Consider the following 19,833-nt stretch of genomic DNA (forward strand, 5'->3'; position numbering starts at 1 on the left):
CTCCTCAATGAGCCGTGCGCGCGCGTGGATCAAGCAGCGCATTGATCAGATCGGCCAATGCGGTCGACACCACGAACAAAGCTGTTGATACTAGGACAGAGCCCATCACAATCGGGTAGTTTCGGGTCGTAATGCTGTCGATGACCAGTTTGCCCAAACCAGGTCGGGCAAAGACGATTTCAGCGAAAACCGCCGAGCTGAGAAGAAAACCCATCCCAACACCGATTACGGTAACCACGGGCAAAATGGCGATCCGCAGCGCGTACACCATGACCACGCGACGTTCGGCGATACCAAAGGCTCGGGCCGTGCGGACATGGCTTTCACCCATAACCTCCAGCATCGACGCGCGTACCAACCGGGCAATATAGCCAACCCAACTGAGCCCGATGGCAAAGGCGGGCAGGACCAAATGGTCAAGACGGTCAAGGAAGCCTTCCCCGGCACCGATCGCGGGAAACCACTGTAGATGCACTGCAAAAACCAAAAGAGCCAGGAGCGCGACAACAAAGGCCGGAGCGGCCACAAAACTGACAGATATCGCGGCGGCAACCCGGTCGATCAACGTATTGGGATGCGCAGCCGCATAGGCGCCGAGTGCGATGCCCAGCGTAGCTGACCACAGGATCGACGCGAAAATCAGTTCCAATGTGAATGGTAGTTGCTGGAACACGATGTCAGTCACGGAACGACCCGAAAAGACATCGGTTCCCAAGTCACCCTGCAAGAGGTTTCCGTAAAAAATCAAAAGCTGTTTCCAGATTGGCTGATCCAGCCCCAACGCTACTGTGAGTTGGGCCTGAAGCTCGGGCGTGGCGCGTGGACCGAGCATGATTTGGACCGGATCGCCTGGCACGGCGCGGATCATCAGGAACATGACGGTGACCGCCACGAACAGGATAAGCAGCGACAGCCCGAAGCGACGGGTTGCGAATTTCAGCATGGCCAACTGGCTCCTTTTGGCTTGATGGCGTTGGTGTTGGTACGGCGAGCGTTACGCACCCGCCGCACCCGGTCGACCTGGGGAGATCAGGTCGCCTTGCCAAAATAGCGAAGCAGGGACAGGCCATCTGGCCGCAGCGCTGGAATGACGCGTGCGCTGTGAATAACCGGTGTCGCCTCGTGAGTGATAAAGCGATAAGCACCGCTTTCTTCCATCAGATCCTGCGCACGCTGATACATTTCAGCTCGCTTTGCGATGTCCGTTTCAGCAGCCGCAGATTCATGGATTTCGTTAAATTCCGGGCTGTTAAACCGTTCCCAGTTCCATTTCCCGATCTGTTCTGGTGTGAACCACGACGTCGCATAATACGGATCAGGCGTCATCGAGAAACGGTTCAGAACAAGCTGTAGGTTCTCATTGTCACCGGACGCCCAGAATGCCCCAGATTCCAGAACGTTAACCTCAACCGTGATTCCGATCTGCGCCAGCGTCGCCTGAATAATCTGTGCAGTTGTTGTAAAGGTCGTCTTGTTCAACGTATCGAGGGTTAGCGTGACATTGGTTTCACCGGATTCCGCGAGCAACTGCGCGGCTTTCTCGAAGTTCGCCTCAGGTGGTACAAGCGAAGATGGCCGATGGCCAGCAAGGCCCGGTGCGATGATGCCGGTAGCCGGTTCAGCAGCTCCAAAATATGCTGCCTCCAGGATGCTCGGAACATCCACTGCGTGCTGAATTGCCTGCCGCAGTTTTTGATTTTGCAGCTTTGGATGCTCGACGTTCATTCCCATCCAGACATAGTAAAGCGAGGGTTTCTCAACCAGCGACCCACCATTGGGAACCCCGGCGCGATACCGCTCAACCGAGCCCAGCGACACGCGAGTTACGTCCAACTCGCCTGCCTCGAACGCAATCTCGGCCGTGTTTTCATCATCGATCGGATAGATCTCGACGGTATCCCAAGCGGGGGCATCCCCTTTCCAGTCAGGGTTGCGCTTTAGAACGGTCTTTTCTTTGGGCGACCAACTGTCTCGCAGATACGGGCCGGATTCCGCAACCGGATCAGCACCGATCCGGCCACCGGCGGCTTCGACCGCTGCCTTCGAGACGATGTTTCCAGTAATATACGGCAGGGCAATCGACCAGATCGGGGCAAACGGGCTGTTCAGAACGATTGTCCCTTCACGGTCTCCTGTCACTTCAACATGGCTGAATGGCCCTAGGTCGGGCTTATTCGGACTGTCGGTCGTGTCGTCCACGATCCGTTCCATGCTGAATTTGACGTCTTCAGCAGTCATCGCGCCAAATCCGTTGGTGAATCCAATATCGTCACGCAATGCGAACTTGATATGGGTCGGGTCAACCTGCTCGATCATAGTTGCCGCATCCATTTGCCAACCCCATTCCTCGCCCGGCTTGTATTGGATCAGCTTGTTGTAGATGGAGGCATGCACTTCTTCTTCAACGACACCAACGGAATGTGCTGGATCCATGTTCTGTGCATCACCATAAGCCCGCACCCGCAGAACACCGTCATCTGCTGCAAACGCGCGGTTCGCCCACCCCATCGGAAGCGCTGTAGCGGCCCCTAGCGCAGTTGCACCTTTCAGAAACCTCCGGCGACCAACATTGGCCTTTGTCCATTCGATCTTCATAGTATCCTCCCTTAGATTAAGTCAGAGAAGTCCGCGTGGAACGGTTTCGGACCATTCCCTTGTTAGGACTTCGATTTCATTTGCGCCTTCGGTGGCGCGTAGTTTGCGGTAGAGATAGAAATTCTCGGTGTCACAGCTCATGCGGCACTCGGTCGTGATGGCGACCTGCCATTCTTCGCGCTCGAACGAAAAACTCCAAGCGATCTCGAAATACGCGGTTTTCGGATCATCGGGGTGAATGCGGTAAAGCATGCGTACGTCGCTACCAACAATCAGATCGTGGTAGGGATCGCGCGTTTTACCATAGTCATCAAACGTCTCCAGAACCACGCAACCGCTTTCCGTCACCGTGCGTTCTGATTGCGCTGAAGGTAAACGCAACTGCTCAGCTGCCAGAACCGGATACGCCTGCGCCGGGCCGGGTTCAGAGGCTTGAATTTCATGCGCAACTTCGCGCACCGGCAGATGAAGAGTACAATCCAGCAAGTGTAAAGTTACCTTGGCCGATTGAGGTGCTGGCCAGACAATCGGCCAATAAGACGTCGACAACGCCAGTCGCAAAACGTGGCCCTCGCGCAAATGGTGCGCACATTCGTTCAGCGTGATTTCAGCCTCGTAGATCTCACCTGGCTGCAGGACCTGCGGCGTCTCATGACTGTGGTAGTGACACAGGTTCAACGGACGATAGCTGATCCGCTGTGACACACCTTCGGGTGAAACATCACACAGCCGCGCGACAAGCTGGGCAACAGGCTGATCCACTGAAAACTGGAACTTTAGCTTTGCCCGACCCAGCAGCTCGAGCGGTGCTTGCAGCGGCGAGCTGTCAAAACAGACCGATAAGGCATCATCACCGGCCTGATCCCCTGCAAGTTCATTGTCGATACGCATGCCCGCACAGAAATATCCGCCTTCCCCACCAACATGGTTGGGCGACGTGACAACGACCGTACCAACCACCGGGTCCCGCGAAAACCCACCAGGAACCAGATGCCAGACCCGTTCTGAGACATGAGGTGACGGCCATGCCGTCTCTGCAATCCAACGACCTTTCCGAGGACCGTTTTGCGCAGTCGGATTGAAGTGTTCCTGCATGTAAGTCCGATAGGCAGGCAAATCCTCGGCGCCGTTTTGTTGTCCCTTCAGCCAGCGGTCAAACCACCCGACGACTTCGGAATGAAAATCTGCGGGATCGAGCTTTGAGATGTGCGGATAGCGGTGTTCCCACGGCCCAATGATAGCTTTGGTTGGCGCCGTCAGGTTGGCTGCCAAAGCCGGAGGCGCATTGACATAAGCATCTGCCCAGCCTGTAATCGCCAAGACAGGGGTTTGGATCGCGGTCCAATCCTCGCAAACTGAGCCGTGCTTCCAATATGGGTCGCGCGTCTGATGTCGCAGCCAATCTGCAGAAGAGAATGGGACGTTTTGCAGTCGGGCAAGCCAGTCCTGTCGCCAATCTGCTCGAAGCTCTGGATCAGCTGGGCGCGTCAGATAGGCAAACATCTGACTGCCCCAATTCATGTTGTCACTCAGCAGGCACCCACCCATGAAATGGATGTCATCGGCATATCGATCCACAGTCGAAGCGACACTGACGATGGCTTTCAGTGCAGGTGGTTGCCTGAAGGCCAGCTGCAGACCATTAAACCCGCCCCAAGATATCCCAATCATCCCGACATTGCCGTCACACCAATCCTGCGCGGCAATCCAGGCTATGACTTCCTCACCATCATGCAGTTCCTGTTCCGAGTATTCGTCGTCGAATTGCCCTTCGCTGTCCCCGGTGCCAGCTATGTCGACCCGAATACAGGCATAGCCCGCCTTTGCAAAAACCGTGTGTGTTGTTTCATCTCTGGGCGCGGTGCCGTCACGTTTGCGATATGGCAGATATTCCAGAATGGCCGGTGTGGGGCCTGTCTCGGGCAACCAGAGGCGCGCCGCAAGCCGTCGCCCATCGGCGAGTGTGATCCATGTGTTTTCGATTGTTTCGATTGGCATCTGAAGCTTGTCTGTTACGATCTGATGCTGAAGAAGAAACCGATTTGCAGATAAATCAAATTGTGCAATCTTATGCGAGTTGACGCAGTTTGCAGTGATATAGCGTCAAAACGCGAAAGGTTTTTCTTGTGTCCGAGTATTTTTCTGCCAACTTACGATCGTTGTGCGCAGAGCATGGAAACATTTCGCAGATTTGCCGCGAAATCGGCGTCAATAGACAGCAATTCAATCGCTATTTGAATGGCTCCAGCCTGCCCTCTGCCCATAACATGCGCCGCATTGCACGTCATTTCGACCTGACCGAAGCACAGCTTTTCGAGGAAACTGCAAGCTTCGAACGAATGCTAAGAGGCGTCCTGCCACAAGTTGGGAAAACGCCCACAGATGCGTTTTTGGAACCCTTCCGGGGGCAACAGAAGAACCTGAGGCGCTACATAGGTTTTTATCATTCCTATTTCTGCACGCCATCTTGGGAAGGAAAAATCTTCTGTTCATTGATCCGCATTCAGGAAGTTGAAGGGCTAATCACGATCCGGTCCCGTGAAATTGCCACGTCTCCAGACAAGAGCATGCATCAGATTTCGCGCTACGCTGGCTTTGTAACTATGCGCGGGAACAGGATATTCGTGACCGAACACGAGCTCGCGCGCGAAGGCAGCGTTTCCAATACAATCTTGTACTCGGCGCATCGCCAGCAACTGAAGTATTTGCGAGGGATGACCATGGGCGTTGCTTGGCGCCCATACCCCCATCCATACGCTGCCAAAACAATCTGGAAACGTCTGCACGAACGCGTAACTGCGCGCGAGGCGATCGCAGCTTGTGGCATTTACCCAATTCAAAGTAATAGGATTGATCCAACTGTCAGAAAGCACCTGACCGAGGTTTGAATCGCCGGATTGACATAAGCGGCAGCACCGTTCTTTAGGTGCCTAACCCAATTCCGATAGCAATTTTTCGTCCAAACTGTACGAGATCAATTCGTACCAGTTCTTCGAGACAGCACTGACAATGCCGCAAGTCTAGCTCGTGCAACGGGTAATGTTCGTCTCTGATTGCAGCGAAGAGGCGGACTATGGCCCAGGCATCACCACCGATCTGGCATACCATGTGCGCGCAGTAGCATTTGTGCTGCTTCTGCAAACATGCTGCCTGTCTGACGTCTGGCACGAAACACTGGTCAGAACTTAACCCACCGCTGCACGAAAACGCCGCCCCCGATCAAAGGGGCGGCGCAAGGTTCGTAACGCTATAGGTTGATTACTCGGCAGCCTGTGTGCTTGCGTCAGCATGCTTGTCACGCTGTCCGTCGCGGTAAAGCGCTTTGGTCAGCGAGACCATCATCAGGGCCATCACCATGGTAAATGGCAATGCACCGATGATCATCGCGTTGCGCAACGCATCCATCGGGTTGTTTTCCCCTGCAGCAAGGATCAGCGCGCCGATCACAGCCGTCAGGATCACCCCCCAGATGATGCGGTGCTTGATGCCGGTCTCCTGGCTGCCGCCGGACATGATGGTGTTCATCACCAGAATGCCCGAGTCAGCTGAGGTCACCAGGAAGGTCATGATCAGGATCACGCACATGACGTTCAGCATGGACAGCAGCCCTCCGTCGATCATGTAGGACAGGGTCACGAACAGCTTGTTTGTGTTCGAGGCACCAATGATCGCGCCTTCTGCGGCACCGGCCAGTTCAAGATCAATCGCGGTGCCACCCAGTACAGTCATCCAGGCAAAGCACACCAGCGCCGGTGCGAAGACACAGCCCAGAATGAACTCACGCACCGAACGACCTTTGGAGATACGCGCCAGGAACAGGCCCACAAACGGCGAGAACGCAATCCACCAGGCCCAGTAGAACGTGGTCCAACCGGCCTGCCAGCCGAATTGACGGCCCTGCTCACCAGCGGCATATGCCGCGGCCAGCGTGGCCTCGTCCAGTTCAGCTGCTGCGCCCTCCAGACCGCTCTTGAAGCCATCAAAGCTGCCCCAGGCGTTGGTTGCGCCACCCATCAGGGCATCCGCATGTGCCTGCGCTTCGGCAGGCAGAGCCGCCGCAAAGGCCTCGGCTGACAGCGGGCCATAGGCACCAAAGCTCAGCGAGAGGAAGTTCAGAAGGTAATCAACCAGGGCTGTACCATAGGTGGTCATAGCAAAGACAAAGGACCCGAAGATCACAAACGTGCCCAGCAGGATGATCGACAGGACAAGGTTCAGGTTCGACAGGTATTTAACACCCCGGCCAACACCCGACACCGCCGAAATGATGGACAAGCCCATGATAACGACCAGACCAGCAATCAGACCAACTTTGCTTGGCGTCGGAACATCTCCGCCAAAGTCCATGATCCATTCCATGCCGGTGATGGCATAGAGACCGTCGATGAACTGGCTGACGCCAAAACCGATGGTCACGGACACACCCAGGATCGTTGCAACAACGCCCAGAACGTCGACCACATGGCCAAGGAATCCGTTCATCAAACGACCGAACAGCGGGGTCAGAGCCGCACGGATGGTCAGAGGCATGTCACGGGTATAGGCGTAATAGGCCAGCGACAGGCCAGTCACCACATAGATTGCCCAGGCGTGGAAGCCATAGTGCAGGAAGGTATACCGATAGGCCGACTGAACGGAGTCGGGATCGTTGCCAGCAACTGCACCGGACACGACCTCGGGGTTTGATCCCCACAGGCCCAGCGGTTCAGCGGTCGCAAAGACCATCAGGCCGACACCCAGACCGGCACCAAACATCATCGAGAACCACGAGAAGTTCGAGAACTCGGGCTTTTCGCCAGGTGTTCCCATGACCCGCTTCCCTGTCGACGGCAGGATCGCCACAATCACCAGAAAGATGGCAAACAGGCCGACAATAACAATGTAGAAGCTGTTGAAGATTTCCAGCAGCTTGCCATTCCAGCTACCGAGGGTGCTGTTGGCATTGGCCGGGAAGACAAGCGCCCACAGTACAAGGGCAACCATGATGCCCTTGCTGATCAGCGCGATCGGTACGCTGTAATTCTCATAGAAACCGGCATCCGCCGTTTCTATCTCTAGATCCGTAAATGGTTCAGGTAATGACATAAGGTTCCTCCCAGTTGTCACTTTTTCATTATTTTTCCGCACAGGTTAGTTGGCTTTGTACCATGAACCCGACGGGCCTTTGGTTCGAACACACGTGCCGATCTTCTCATGCAGCGTGGCGGTTAGCGCTACGTCTCCGGTAGCGGCACATTCAAGGATTACCGACGGTTCACATCTGGTAGCCGAGCATTGCTCGCCGACTGAAACGACGCGATCAGGTTCAGAAGTGGTCACGTCTGGCTCCAAATTCGGCAATTCCGATTCAGAGCAGAATGCAGCTAGAGGGCGATATCAGTCAAACTCAATTAGCTTTAATTAACTTCAGTAAAGATGAAGTCGGTAACTTTCCTTGCCAGAATTCGAAAACCGCAGGGATCTACTTAGGTGCATGCATAGGGTCGACACTAATGATCTGAACCGCGCCAACAGGTCGTAACCTTTGAATAGCGTTGGGCCTATCCCGCCCTATCCGACGCGAAACCGGTTCAGTCAATTTCGGCCTCGGCCGGATTGGCAACAGCTACAGTCCCTGTCGCATAGATCTCTATCAGGGCTTCGCCAGCCTGTGATCCGTCTAGCTCAACCTCAATGATCTCAAGGAATTTTTCGGTCTCAATCGCAGCCGCCGCCACTGTCCGCATATAGATTTCCCAAAGATTATACTTGCGTTTGGGCGAAAGATTCTCATCATTCAATATACAGTCTCGTGTTGTGAGAATTTCATTAACATGCACCTAGAACGTCTGATCCAGATACTTGAAATCATCGCAGTCGTCGGACGCCCTGTTTCAGTGGCGGAGGTTCAACGTGCAACCGATCTGCCCAAGCCCACATGTTACCGGCTCATTCAGTCACTTGTTGAACAAAATCTCCTCGACGAACCCTCTGATGACGGAAAATACATCATTGGCGAACGGATGATCAGGATTGCCTTGCTTGGAAAGTCCGATGCCGATGTCCGACGCTGTGCAGCCCCCCTCATGCGCCTCGCAGCGACTAATTTTAATGAAACGGTTTTTCTTGCGCGCTTTCGCGACAACAAAGTTGAAATCATCCACGTAGAAACACCCGATGATCCCGCTCGTGCCTTCATTCATCCGGGCTTGGGCGTACGTCCCATGCATGCCTGCTCGTGCTCGAAAGCCATTGCCGCCTTTGCGGAACCGGAATTTCGCGAAAGCATCATGTCAGGGAGCCTGAAGACGTATACTGAACACACCAAGACGTCCGAAGATGAGCTACGCCGCGAATTCGAGATAATTAGCGAACGCGGCTTTGCCGATTGTGATCAGGAAATCGACATCGGAATTGCCAGCGTTGCGGCACCGGTATCGATCGGCAACATCGGAGCTACGTTCAGTATTGGTGCGGTTGGCCCCATTCGCCGGTTCCGCACCGAATACCGCATCGAGATCGGCGAAAAACTGAAAGGCTTGTCCAAGAAGGTCAGTGGCGCAATCCAGCTGTGCAACGTAACGGATACATAAGGAAACGAATAACTAACGGCCCTTTTGGCCAAAAGGATGACACTGAGAATAGGAAAAATTCAACAAACCGGAGGAAACCAAATGAACCTGAGACCAGATCCAACGTTTCACGCCTCGCCTAAGCTTGCCATGCAGGCACCGGTGGAAAACTACGCCTTCACTGTAATGCTCAGCCCGGACGGATCGCAATCTGATGGCATCGCGGTCATTGACCTCAAACCGGACTCCGACACCTATGGCCAGATCGTACATCAGGTCATTGTCCCCAACAAAGGCGACGAATTTCACCATTTCGGCTGGAACGCCTGTTCGTCATCTCTGTCTCCTCTGACCGGACACGCCTTTCTGGAACGACGTTATCTGATCGTACCTGGAATCCGATCCTCACGTATTTACATCATCGACGTGAAAGACCCGTTGAAGGCCAAGATCCACAAGACGATCGAACCCGAAGAACTATTTGCAAAAACCGGTTATTCGCGCCCGCACACCATCCACTGCGGTCCCGAAGGGATCTATGTTTCCTGCCTTGGAGGTGGCGGCGAAGACGGTACAGACGGACCTCCGGGCATCTTCATCATGGATTGCGAGACGTTCGAAATAATCGGGCAATACGAGATGGATCGCGGCAAGCAGGACAAGCACTATGATTTCTGGTGGAACCTGCCGCAGGACTACATGGTTAGTTCCGAATGGGGTTTGCCGCCGCAGTTTGAAAACGGCGTGGTGCCCGAGGACCTGTTGTCGAACAAGTATGGCCATTCGATCCACTTCTGGGACTTGCGCGCGCGCAAGAATATCCAGACGATGGATTTCGGCGACAATTACCAGATGGCACTGGAAATTCGCCCTGCGCATGACCCGACAAAATCTTATGGTTTCTGTGGTGTCGTGGTGGACACCACCAACCTGCAAGGCGCAATTTTCACATGGTGGCGCGGTGACGACGGCAAATGGCAGTCCAAGAAAACGATCACCATCGACCCGCGCCCCGAAAAGCCAGAGAACCTGCCGCCACTGTTGCAAGGGTTCGAGGCCGTGCCGCCGCTGGTCACCGATATCGACCTGAGCCTAGACGACAAATACCTCTATGTTGCGTGCTGGGGGCTGGGCGAGATGCATCAATACGATGTCAGCGACCCGATGAACCCGAAGCTGACCGGAAAAGTCGAGCTGGGCGGCATCGCCCGCGACACCAAGCACTCCAACGGCAAGGATTTTGCCTATGGCCCGCAAATGGTTGAAATCAGCCGCGACGGCAAGCGCGTCTACTGGACCAACTCGCTTTACTCCACCTGGGACAACCAGTTCTATCCCGACGACGAAGGCGGACAAATGGTGATGGCCGATGTGGGCGAAAACGGGGGGCTGACTCTGAACAATGACTTTTATGTCGACTTCCCCAAAGGTCTGCGCAGTCACCAAATTCGCCTGGAAGGCGGTGACTGTTCGACCGACAGCTTCTGCTATCCGTCCGTCTAAGAAATGGGCGACATAACAACAATGACAGCCCTTTGGTGGGCTGTCATTTTTTCTGGACTCTACCACGGTATCAACCCTGGCATGGGTTGGCCGCTGGCCGTTTCGGCGGCGTTGATGGAGCGAAAGCACAGCGCCCTGCCAAAAGCGCTGGCAATGCTGGCCACGGGGCATTTCCTCGCGATGATTGGCATCTTGTTGCCGCTCTCACTGATGATGTTCCTTGTTCAGTGGGAAGTTCAAATCCGCGTGGTCGCCGGGCTTTTGGTTATCGCCATGGGCCTCTATCTGCTGATCAACCGAAGACATCCGAAAATTCTGGCGCGCGTGCATCCTGCCCGGTTGGCGCTCTGGTCATTCCTCGCTGCGATGGCGCATGGGGCTGGTTTGATGCTGGTGCCGATTTTTCTGGGCATCTGTGCGATTGGAGCGAACGAAACCGGTCATGCCGCAGCACAAACACTTATGAGCAGCAACGTGACGACTGCGTTTCTTGTTGCAGCAGTACACACGTTGTCGATGACAATTGCTGGCGGCACCATCGCAGTTGTGATCTACCTTTGGCTGGGGCTCAGGTTCCTCTCAAAGACATGGTTCAATCTTGATGTCGTTTGGGCACTCAGCCTCATCGCCGTCGGAGCATTCGGACTCTATGCAGCACTTTTTGGCCATTGAAATCGGTTACCCGACCAAATGCCACCTGTTCACGAGCTGGCAGAAACCAGCAATCCCGGCAGTTAATCTTTCAACGCATCTAGTGGCACCTGAAGCACCGCGTTGCCGGTTTAGTCAGGTGGAATTTCTCCTGCAGGCTCTGCCGCAAACTTTTCAACTTGATTGCCTGGAATAACCCCGACCGGCATGATGCGTGAGTCAATCTGCAAAGCGGATGCTCAACACGCTCTCGTTCAAAGGATGCCATTTTCCAAAGCACATCGTTGTCCACGCAATCTACTTTTACTCACGATACTCAGTGCCTTAACGCGACCTGGAGCAGATATTGGCTGAGCGGGGCGTTGCGGTTGATCATGTGACAATCAGCAGATTGGGTGGTGAAATTCTCGCCCCAAGTCAAGATTGAGACGCACAAATGCAAGCGCCCTAGTGCAGTTTCATGGCACATGGACGAAACCTATCTCAAAGTGCGCGGCCATTGGAAGTATCGGTATCGGGCGGTTGATCGCGACGGCGAAACCCTTGATATTATGCCGTCTGAAAGTCGTGATACCGCGGCGGCCAAGCAATTCTTCGCCGAGGCATTGGCCAACAAAGGCATACCGTTGCAGATCGTGGTCGACAAAACCGTCCCTCTCGCTGCAAAATCTATTTTCATCCCAAGATCAAACATCTTCTTTAAACTGCTTACGCAACCAGTCCACAAAGATCTCGACCTCTGGTCGTACAGCTTTTTTGGAAACAGGTTGCATTAGGAAATGTGCATCCGGGTGTGGCAGCGGTTTGCCGGCAAATCGAACGCCCGAGGCGAGCCCATTTTCGGCATTGACCAGTCGCGAGAACACTAGGGCATAGCCACCGCCACTCGCGACAAGTTGCAGCGCAGAAATGGTTGTGTCTACCAAGTATTGCGGGGCGTCTTGCGGCTTGGTGCAGTCATATGCGCTCAAGTATCGTTCCCAATGGCCTTCATGGCCTAATATGTGAACAAATGGACCAGACAGCAGATCCTGCACTTGCTTTGAACTGTTCTTCCGGCCTTTAGCGCATATCGGGACGATCGCTTCATCAGAGAGTTTCTCGGAGAGTGCGTCGGTCCAGTTGCCACGACCCAAGCGCAGCTCTACGTCGATCTCTTCTAAATTGGTGGTCTCTGTCCAGATATTTGTCACAAGGCGAAGATTTATCGTCGGGTGGTCTTTCTTGAACGACGGAAGACGGGGCGCAAGCCAAAGTGAAGCGGTCGATATCGGCGCTTTGATCGTAACTGTCTTCGTCGCCATCGACCCGAAAAGGTTTGCCGAGGCCATATCGATATCAGCAAGCGCCTGCCGGACAGTTGAACAATAAGCCTGACCAAGCTCTGTGAGAGACAGGTGTCTTGCGCGCCTCACAAATAACTTGTGCTGCAACTGCTGTTCCAATGATCGGATGTGCAGGCTGACGGCAGCCTGCGTCAGCCCCAATTCGACGCTTGCACTGGTAAAATTCAGATGTCGGGCCGCGGCTTCAAAGCTACGCAGCCAGGTTAGACTTATCTGGTTGGACGGCATTTACCACCAAGAAAAATTCGCGATAGATCGTTTTATCTATCAATTTTCTTCTATCAGCAAGTTCCCAAATTTGGTCTGGTTTTGTTCTTTCACTCGACCAGGAGATACGGGCATGACTGAAAAAAACATAAATCAGCAGGTAATTGGGATTCTGTCGCAAACTTTTTGGATGGCAGAACATCAGTGGAATTGATTAGCAGTTTACCCCGCCAGTTGGGCGAACTGCTGAAACGGACGGAGTTTGGGTGTGAATTGACCTTTGCGGATCATGTTGACCAGTTCTATGCCTGCCAGGACAGATGCGGCTGAAGCGAAAGATTTGAAGCCCAGCATGGGTCTGATCCTTCGTTTGATGAAGCGGTGATCCTGTTCAATGATGTTGTTGAGGTATTTCCGCCTGACCATATCGATCGGGATCGGACAACCAAAGCCTTTCAACATCTTGTTGATCGCCTTGATGCCAGCAGTATTGGCACCACTTTTGTCGATGACGATCTTGCGTGGCAATCCGTTCAACTCGAGAGCGCGGGCGAAGAACCTCGTCGCAGCGGCTTTGTTCCGGCGCTCGGACAACATGAAATCCAGGTCTTGCCGTGTTTGTCGATCGCTCGGTAAAGATAAACCCATTCGCCTTTTACTTTCACATAGGTTTCATCCATGCGCCACGAACGGTCTGCGGGACGCTTTCTATACCGCCCTGTTTCAGCAAGGGGACCTGCATATCGACTGACCCAACGGTTTAGCGTCGTATGATCCAGATCAACGCCACGTTCCGCCACGATTTCTTCCAGATCCCGGTATGAAACACCGTAGCGGAGATAGAAGAAAACCGCGTGAAGGATCACGTCTTTCGGAAAATGCGCGCCCTTAAATGAGATCTTCACGGCCTGCTCCTGTCGTGTTCCAGCACGCGCTACCAGAAATGCAGTCGAACTGACAGGTGGGGGCGAAGTTTGCGGCAGAACCGCGTTCAATGTGTGCTCGCTTGGTTCGGCTTATCGTCGTCTACGCATCGGTGTTTTTAAGTTTGTGACGGAGGCAAGAGTGCTTCCAGTATCTGGTTGCGCGGCGACGCGGGCGATGAGAAAGCGGGCGTCAAGGTGCGCGCAGTGTGAACGACTGGACGCTTCTGTTACCGTGATCTGCCAGGCACCGAACGGAAGCGCCCTGCCAGCGTCATGGGCACCCAACATGTGTTTCTCCCGTCACGAAATTTCGTCCAGTCCTGCCGGGACGGACAAGGGGGGTAGCACAAGAAATCGCACTTTCAGACAGGCTTGGTATGAATGATCACGGTTGTGGGCTACTCAATCGCCGTAGCGAAGCACAAGGCCTGTCGCAGGGAAGCACTCATTTCCAATGAGGTTTCCTTTTCGGCGGTCAGTAATCACGAGCCCTTCAGATGCATAGAGCGCCTGAGCGGGACTGTTGCCTTCAAGGAGATCAATCTGCATGGTCCCGTTGCTTCGGCTCATGGCATAGCGAAGAAGTGCGCGTCCAACGCCAAGACGTGAAAGCGCAGGATCGACATAGAGCCACGTCAGTTCTGTTTCGTCGAAGGCCGCAAAACCTGCTACGACGCCGTCTCGCACGGCGACCGCCAAATCCGCGTCGAACAACCCTTCATCTTCGAAGGTTTCTTCAAGGGAACGAAAGGCGGCGACGCCGACCGTATAGGCGAGTTCGTCTTTGCGCGCCGCATCATGAATGACGCACAGACGTGGCCAATCATTTGGTTCATATGCACGGATTCGTAGTCTGTTGCCCGTTGTCATGGCTTTCTGGCATTCGCAATGGATGTTTTGTGATTGGCAGTCTTCGCCTTGGCTACAGCGTTTTTACAACTGGTGGGCGTCATGCCCGTTTCCCGCTTGAAAGCGGTGTAGAACGAAGAGCGAGAGTTGAAGCCGACCTCATAAGCAATCGCCAGGACCGTCGATGCACCTTCTTCAACCAAAGGGATGGCCTCTTTGACCCGCCAAGTGTTTACGAATTCAAAGAAGGATTGGCGAATGTGCTGGTTCAGCGTTTGGGACACATAGTTCAGCGACACGCCAATATGTGCCGACAAAGCGCTGAGTGTTAGATTAGGGTCGCGATACAAATGTTCTTTCTCCATCGCGAGAATAAGCTTACGCGCTATCCGTTCAGACTGGTCCGAACCTAAAGCGCTCTTTACATATTTTTTGCTGTGCGGCTCTTCGAGGCTTTCCAATTCCGCAGTGACGAAATCCAACTCCTTCGATGGCCTAAGCCCCCAGAGCGCAAGGGAGAGAATTACAATCAGAACCCATAGGCCATCGAGCAACGGGCCAATGGGGTCTCGTGACCCAGAAACGGCAAGCAGCTCACCGATGAGGCTTTGCAAGACATAAGTTCCCATGGCACCGGCGAGGACCGCGACCCAGCGCAATTCAAGCCCCTCGGTGCTTGAGAAATGCTGCTTGAGCAACGCAATGTGTTTTGTTTGGGTTCGGATGACCCAGAACACATAGAGCGCCCATTGGACAACAAGCGCGATGGTCAGGGCCGCGAAGCCATATATCAGGAAACCGAGACCTGGCAGGGGCTCCGGTGTGGATACTCCTGCGTACCAGACATCGCGTGATGCTTCCGGTAGCGCCATCGCGATAACTGCAAATAAGAACGCCGAGCAAGGCAATGCAAAATGAAGCGCAACCGAGCGCCTTGTCTCATACTGGCCCTTGCTCAGCGTCAACTCGCGCACATAAAGCAAGAAGACAGGCATCAGGCAAAAATTGGCAACGACACTTAACAGTGCGGTCCCATCGCGAACGGCTTGTGGAATTTCGCTGGTAAGCGTGACGAGAACCGTATCAAGCTCGCTGACAGCGAACATTACGAAAAACACCGCCAGGCTTGCCCGTGAGGACGCGCTCCACCGCTGGGACCAGCTGATCATTGCCGCCAAGACAGCGACCGCAAAAGTGGCGGCGACTGTGGCAATCAACAGGGTGTCCGGGTCAAAGGTCATAGTGCGGTCTGGCAAACTGCGTTTGGGCGGGATACCCCCAAACCCTACTTGCCAAAGTGTCTTTGCTCAACGCGTGTGCCCGTATGTCCTGTCCGCGCCGACCGGGTCGGACACAAATTTGGGGCCATGCGGACGATACCGCAGCGTAAAAATGCCATGTGGGGGCTGCAGGCCGCATCCTACGGCCCCGAACATGCGAAAGGGCTGCCCCAAAATGTCACGCGATCCTGACCCCGTCACCAGTCCCGTTGGTTCGATCGTAGCACCGACCGATCCATTGGCATTTGTCGATAGTGTTTGGCTTCATGGTGCGGGTCTGGCTGGTGACACTTGGCACCCGATCACGAACGGATACACCAAGGCCTTGACACCGGACCTTCCCGGCCACGGGACCAACCCGCTCTCGCAGCCATATAGGGTAGAAGCATATGCTGAACGCTTGTCAGATAACGTGCCACTCGGATCCGTGCTCATAGGGCATTCACTTGGTGGAATGGTTGCGCTTGAACTGGCTGCCCGATTGCAGGATCGCATCAAGGCGTTAATCTTGATCGAAGCTGTTCCGACGGTGCGTGACCGACTTGTCTGGCGATTGTCTGCGACGGTCGCAGCATCCCTGTACCGCTCGTTCCCGACGTCCTTGCTCGCGAACCTCTCTGGGTTGGGCGAAAGCCGCGATACCAAGGTCGAGCTTCAGCGACAGTTGGCTCAGATGGATCGGCGGCGGATTTCGGCAGCGCTGGAGGCCGCATCCCTTTATGACGGACGCCTACGCCTCGCTGCGATAGCTGTTCCAACCCTCATTATCGTCAGTAAACGAAACTCGGCGACGCATCACGGCGCGGGCCTTTTGGCCCAACGTATCCGCGGGGCTGAATACGTGAAGCTGCCGGGCGGGCACATGTTACATACCGACAATCCCGTCCAACTCAGACGAAGCATCAGCGGTTTCCTGCGTCGCACAGGTGCAGCCGAAAGCTGAATCTTGCCGAACCAGATCAACTGTCGTGTGCGAAGACAAATTGCGGTTCTGCACGATGGAGCGCGAAAGCACAGGGTTAGCAACCATCAGCCCGGTCGGGGTCGCGCCTAACCACAAAGACATGCTTTTGGGCCGGTCGCGGTGTTTGCGCACCAAAATCGCACCCATCCGGACTAGACAGTGCTCCACCTCAGGACCGCGTGCTCCTCGCCAATAGGAAGAGACGACAGACCGAACATTTTGCGCCAACTGCAGCACAGTGCAAACACATGACAAGGCTCAAAATGACCATACCATATCAGTTTCACATGCGCCCCAGCACTGGCATGGCCATGTTAGTTGCCCTCCTGGTGCTCGGCGGGTGTGCAACCTCGACTCCGCATGCCTATGACGCTGAACAAGAGATCGAATTCCTTTATAGCCGCGCCGGGCCTCATGCGGTCACGACAACTGATATCCCGGCAACCTTTGGCCAGCCCGGGGGCCGTGTGTACCTCCCTGCGGGTCACGACGGGTCTGCTCCCCTTGTGGTCTGGCAGAACGGGACCGGTGAGCCCATTGGAACCTACGATGCCATTGCAAAGCACCTCGCCTCTTGGGGAATGGTGGTGATCGGGAGTGATGATCGGCAGATGGCCACTGGTGAACGCGCGGTGGCCATGCTTGCCAATGCCAGGCTTTGGTCGATGACTCGTAACCACCCGCTTTTTGCGCGCATAGACGCGGACACTTTCGCGCTTGTGGGATCGTCCCAGGGCGCGGTGAGCACGATCAACGCCCACACACAATATGAGACCGGACGCGGCGCGACAGCTTTGGCGATCCACGGAACGCCGACCGACGACGCCATCGCGTTCTTTCGGCTCGACATGGACTATGATGCCGGCGCGGTCACGGCTCCAACGCTGATCCTGACCGGCACCGAAGATGAATTCATCTCTCCATTGTGGCTCAACAGAGCGCTTTTTGAGGGGATGCGCGGCCCAGGTTTGCGGGTTCTCGCAGTCGCAGATGGCGCGGACCACATCGAATTGGCAAATGATGCGGGCCGGTTTCGGGGATACCTGACGGCCTGGCTGTTGTTTCAACTCCTCAACGATCCGCATGCGGCACAGGGCTTCATAGGCCGGTCGGAAATCATGTCAAACCCTGGCTGGAGTGTCGCTGATGTCTTACAATGAGTCTCATACCCTGTTCAGGGACCGCCCCCATATGAGCTACGGGCGACATCGCATTGTTCCCATGCGAGTTTACGTGCTGCTGATCGCAGGCATTGGCCTGATTTTACTTGTCCACACCGCCTACAACATGGCGTCAGAAGCGCTTGAAACTGATAAACGGCCCGAACGGGCGTCCCTTTCGACATGTCTTTCGGGGCCTGCGCCCTGTTCGGTCTTGTACCTATATCCTCTTGCGTGTCGTCGCCTACGCGACACGACGACAAGGCAGAGCCTTCAGGCCATCTTTGTCGTCGACCGACTTCAAAATCGGAGGACATGATGAGGCTTATTATGCTGACAACCTGCTTATATTTGGGATCATTTGCCGGGTTTGACAGTCGGACCCCACCGCTTGATGGGGTCTGGCACTCGGACGGCTACGGCTTTGTTCTGGAGATCCAAAGCCACACGGCGCGCCTGTTCAGCACCGCGGAAGACCTTTGCCTTCCGGAGGTCAGTACACTCGTCCCCCTAGACGAGCTCTTACCGGGTTCCAGCTTCGCGGTGTCGGGAGACGGCCAGAGGCTCAGCATTGGATTTCCCATGGAACCCCACCGGATAAGTGCAATCCGGCTCGGGTCTCTTCCGATGCAGTGTTCAGTCGAGATGTCCACAGATGCCAACGCCGTGTTCGAGGCCTTCGTCAGGTTCTTCGATGCCAACTATCCCTATTTTGCCCTCTACGATGTGGACTGGGTCAATCGCGTCGCTGCAGCAAGACGACGAGTGAACGATGCCACAGACGACCAAGCCCTGTTCGAAGCATTGGCATGGCTGATCGCACCCATTCGAGACGCACATGTCGCGCTGATTGTTGACGTGGACGGGTCGCGTCAGATTTCGGCACCGGGCCGCGCGCGCGTTCTTCGGCATCTGCGCGACACCGCACGGGTCGAAGGTCGCGATCCAGCATCGGCAGCCCGGGAGTTTCGTTTGTCCATTTGGTATGAGAGTATCGCGACGGTCATGCTTCGCGATACAGGTCAGATGCGCGGTAACGATCGTATTCAATATGGCATGCTAACATCTGAGGTCGGGTACCTCGCTTTCAGCGCACTGGACGGGTTCGGACCCCAAGATGCGACGCTCGAGGAAAACCTGGCAGCAACGCAAGGCATGTTGGACGTTATCCTGGACGACCTGACCTCGCTTGGGGCGCGGTCCATTGTCCTTGACCTTAGCCTGAACTTTGGCGGCAGCGACTACATCGCGCGGGAGGTTGCAAGCCGGTTCTTACGCGAGGGCGTGCATGCCTACAGCAAGTTCGCCGCCGATGCTGCGCTGCCAATCGTGACGGACGTGCGCATTGACCAAAGCCCGCGCGTTCAGTTTGACGGCGACATTTTTCTGCTGACCAGCCACATAACGGTCAGCGCAGCAGAAGTCTTGACGCTGTCTCTGCGGACCCAGCCTCACGTCACTCACGTCGGCGAGACCACGCGCGGTGCCTTGTCGGACGCATTGTCACGAACCTTGCCGAATGGATGGCAACTGAATCTATCAAACGAGGTCTATCTCGATAGCGAAGGCCAACACTGGGAAGGTCTGGGTATTCCGCCAGATATCGAGATGCAGGTGCTGTCAAACGCTGACCCAATCGCCAGTCACCAGGCAGCTATCCTAAGGCTCTTGGGAGTAGAGAGTTCTTTTTGAGAAGAGACCTTTAGCCGATGCTGAACCACCTGCGGTAAACCGCACAGTCCAACCTCAATTGAGCTGAGCGCTATCGAGACACGAAGATGAAAAACTCTGAAATTCGATC

Annotated in this window: 18 protein-coding genes; 9 read left to right on the forward strand and 9 right to left on the reverse strand. The window is 55.0% G+C overall.

What is annotated here, in order from left to right; translation table 11 throughout:
• Positions 1 to 4: 4 nt before the first annotated feature.
• The 3 genes from AC2FH0_RS07045 to AC2FH0_RS07055 all read right to left on the reverse strand — a co-directional run bounded on the left by AC2FH0_RS07045 (position 5) and on the right by AC2FH0_RS07055 (position 4,593).
• Positions 5 to 943, reverse strand: a complete 939-nt coding sequence (locus AC2FH0_RS07045) for an ABC transporter permease (protein WP_271948705.1) — start codon at positions 941 to 943, stop codon at positions 5 to 7.
• Between the two features lie 86 nt (positions 944 to 1,029).
• The gene (locus tag AC2FH0_RS07050) at positions 1,030 to 2,595 is read right to left on the reverse strand and encodes an ABC transporter substrate-binding protein (protein ID WP_282021720.1); all 1,566 of its coding nucleotides are present in this window, start codon (positions 2,593 to 2,595) and stop codon (positions 1,030 to 1,032) included.
• Between the two features lie 21 nt (positions 2,596 to 2,616).
• Complete coding sequence (locus AC2FH0_RS07055) at positions 2,617 to 4,593, reverse strand: CocE/NonD family hydrolase (protein WP_496788909.1); 1,977 nt, start codon at positions 4,591 to 4,593, stop codon at positions 2,617 to 2,619.
• A gap of 128 nt (positions 4,594 to 4,721) precedes the next feature.
• Between AC2FH0_RS07055 and AC2FH0_RS07060 the strand changes: the two genes are divergently transcribed.
• Positions 4,722 to 5,483, forward strand: coding sequence for a helix-turn-helix transcriptional regulator (locus tag AC2FH0_RS07060; protein ID WP_281972993.1), 762 nt, complete (start codon positions 4,722 to 4,724; stop codon positions 5,481 to 5,483).
• 151 nt (positions 5,484 to 5,634) lie between these two features.
• Entirely contained in the window at positions 5,635 to 5,784 is a 150-nt protein-coding gene (locus AC2FH0_RS07065) for a hypothetical protein (protein WP_496788911.1), read from the forward strand.
• Positions 5,785 to 5,853: 69 nt separating this feature from the next.
• Here the strand turns inward: AC2FH0_RS07065 and AC2FH0_RS07070 are convergent, their stop codons facing one another.
• Together AC2FH0_RS07070 and AC2FH0_RS07075 are read right to left on the reverse strand one after the other, a co-directional pair.
• Positions 5,854 to 7,680, reverse strand: coding sequence for a BCCT family transporter (locus tag AC2FH0_RS07070; protein ID WP_496788912.1), 1,827 nt, complete (start codon positions 7,678 to 7,680; stop codon positions 5,854 to 5,856).
• 485 nt (positions 7,681 to 8,165) lie between these two features.
• The gene (locus AC2FH0_RS07075; RefSeq protein ID WP_496788913.1) at positions 8,166 to 8,375 is read right to left on the reverse strand and encodes a hypothetical protein; all 210 of its coding nucleotides are present in this window, start codon (positions 8,373 to 8,375) and stop codon (positions 8,166 to 8,168) included.
• A gap of 33 nt (positions 8,376 to 8,408) precedes the next feature.
• On the opposite strand from AC2FH0_RS07075, the gene AC2FH0_RS07080 reads away from it, so the two are divergent.
• The 4 genes from AC2FH0_RS07080 to AC2FH0_RS07095 all read left to right on the forward strand — a co-directional run bounded on the left by AC2FH0_RS07080 (position 8,409) and on the right by AC2FH0_RS07095 (position 12,076).
• The gene (locus AC2FH0_RS07080; RefSeq protein WP_496788914.1) at positions 8,409 to 9,167 is read left to right on the forward strand and encodes an IclR family transcriptional regulator; all 759 of its coding nucleotides are present in this window, start codon (positions 8,409 to 8,411) and stop codon (positions 9,165 to 9,167) included.
• A gap of 81 nt (positions 9,168 to 9,248) precedes the next feature.
• Positions 9,249 to 10,649, forward strand: coding sequence for a selenium-binding protein SBP56-related protein (locus AC2FH0_RS07085; RefSeq protein WP_496788916.1), 1,401 nt, complete (start codon positions 9,249 to 9,251; stop codon positions 10,647 to 10,649).
• Between the two features lie 3 nt (positions 10,650 to 10,652).
• Complete coding sequence (locus tag AC2FH0_RS07090; RefSeq protein WP_496689454.1) at positions 10,653 to 11,321, forward strand: hypothetical protein; 669 nt, start codon at positions 10,653 to 10,655, stop codon at positions 11,319 to 11,321.
• A 446-nt stretch (positions 11,322 to 11,767) separates the two neighbouring features.
• A complete protein-coding gene (locus tag AC2FH0_RS07095; RefSeq protein ID WP_496788917.1) occupies positions 11,768 to 12,076 on the forward strand; it encodes a DDE-type integrase/transposase/recombinase in 309 nt (102 codons plus the stop codon).
• On the opposite strand, the gene AC2FH0_RS07100 is transcribed toward AC2FH0_RS07095, so the two are convergent.
• The 4 genes from AC2FH0_RS07100 to AC2FH0_RS07115 all read right to left on the reverse strand — a co-directional run bounded on the left by AC2FH0_RS07100 (position 11,987) and on the right by AC2FH0_RS07115 (position 15,869).
• Positions 11,987 to 12,874, reverse strand: coding sequence for a LysR family transcriptional regulator (locus AC2FH0_RS07100; protein ID WP_496788918.1), 888 nt, complete (start codon positions 12,872 to 12,874; stop codon positions 11,987 to 11,989). The two genes, AC2FH0_RS07095 and AC2FH0_RS07100, sit on opposite strands and share 90 nt — an antisense overlap.
• Before the next feature lie 201 nt (positions 12,875 to 13,075).
• Positions 13,076 to 13,758, reverse strand: a protein-coding gene (locus tag AC2FH0_RS07105; RefSeq protein WP_496709084.1) for an IS6 family transposase whose coding sequence is annotated in 2 segments (ribosomal slippage) — positions 13,076 to 13,473 and positions 13,473 to 13,758 — 684 coding nt in all. Because the reading frame shifts where the segments join, the coding sequence is not laid out codon by codon here.
• Between the two features lie 423 nt (positions 13,759 to 14,181).
• Positions 14,182 to 14,649 (reverse strand): GNAT family N-acetyltransferase, encoded by a 468-nt coding sequence (locus AC2FH0_RS07110; protein ID WP_496788919.1) that lies wholly within the window; start codon positions 14,647 to 14,649, stop codon positions 14,182 to 14,184.
• The gene (locus AC2FH0_RS07115) at positions 14,646 to 15,869 is read right to left on the reverse strand and encodes a helix-turn-helix domain-containing protein (RefSeq protein ID WP_496788921.1); all 1,224 of its coding nucleotides are present in this window, start codon (positions 15,867 to 15,869) and stop codon (positions 14,646 to 14,648) included. Before AC2FH0_RS07115 ends, AC2FH0_RS07110 begins: the two co-directional genes overlap by 4 nt.
• Before the next feature lie 214 nt (positions 15,870 to 16,083).
• On the opposite strand from AC2FH0_RS07115, the gene AC2FH0_RS07120 reads away from it, so the two are divergent.
• The 3 genes from AC2FH0_RS07120 (at position 16,084) to AC2FH0_RS07130 (ending at position 19,724) form a co-directional block, all read left to right on the forward strand.
• Positions 16,084 to 16,851: an alpha/beta fold hydrolase gene (locus AC2FH0_RS07120; RefSeq protein WP_496788922.1), complete on the forward strand. Its 768-nt coding sequence runs from the start codon at positions 16,084 to 16,086 to the stop codon at positions 16,849 to 16,851.
• Between the two features lie 284 nt (positions 16,852 to 17,135).
• Complete coding sequence (locus tag AC2FH0_RS07125) at positions 17,136 to 18,032, forward strand: alpha/beta hydrolase family protein (protein ID WP_496788923.1); 897 nt, start codon at positions 17,136 to 17,138, stop codon at positions 18,030 to 18,032.
• A gap of 318 nt (positions 18,033 to 18,350) precedes the next feature.
• A complete protein-coding gene (locus AC2FH0_RS07130; RefSeq protein WP_496788925.1) occupies positions 18,351 to 19,724 on the forward strand; it encodes a S41 family peptidase in 1,374 nt (457 codons plus the stop codon).
• Positions 19,725 to 19,833: the final 109 nt, after the last annotated feature.

The sequence above is a fragment of the Ruegeria sp. CDSC051 genome (assembly GCF_059610665.1).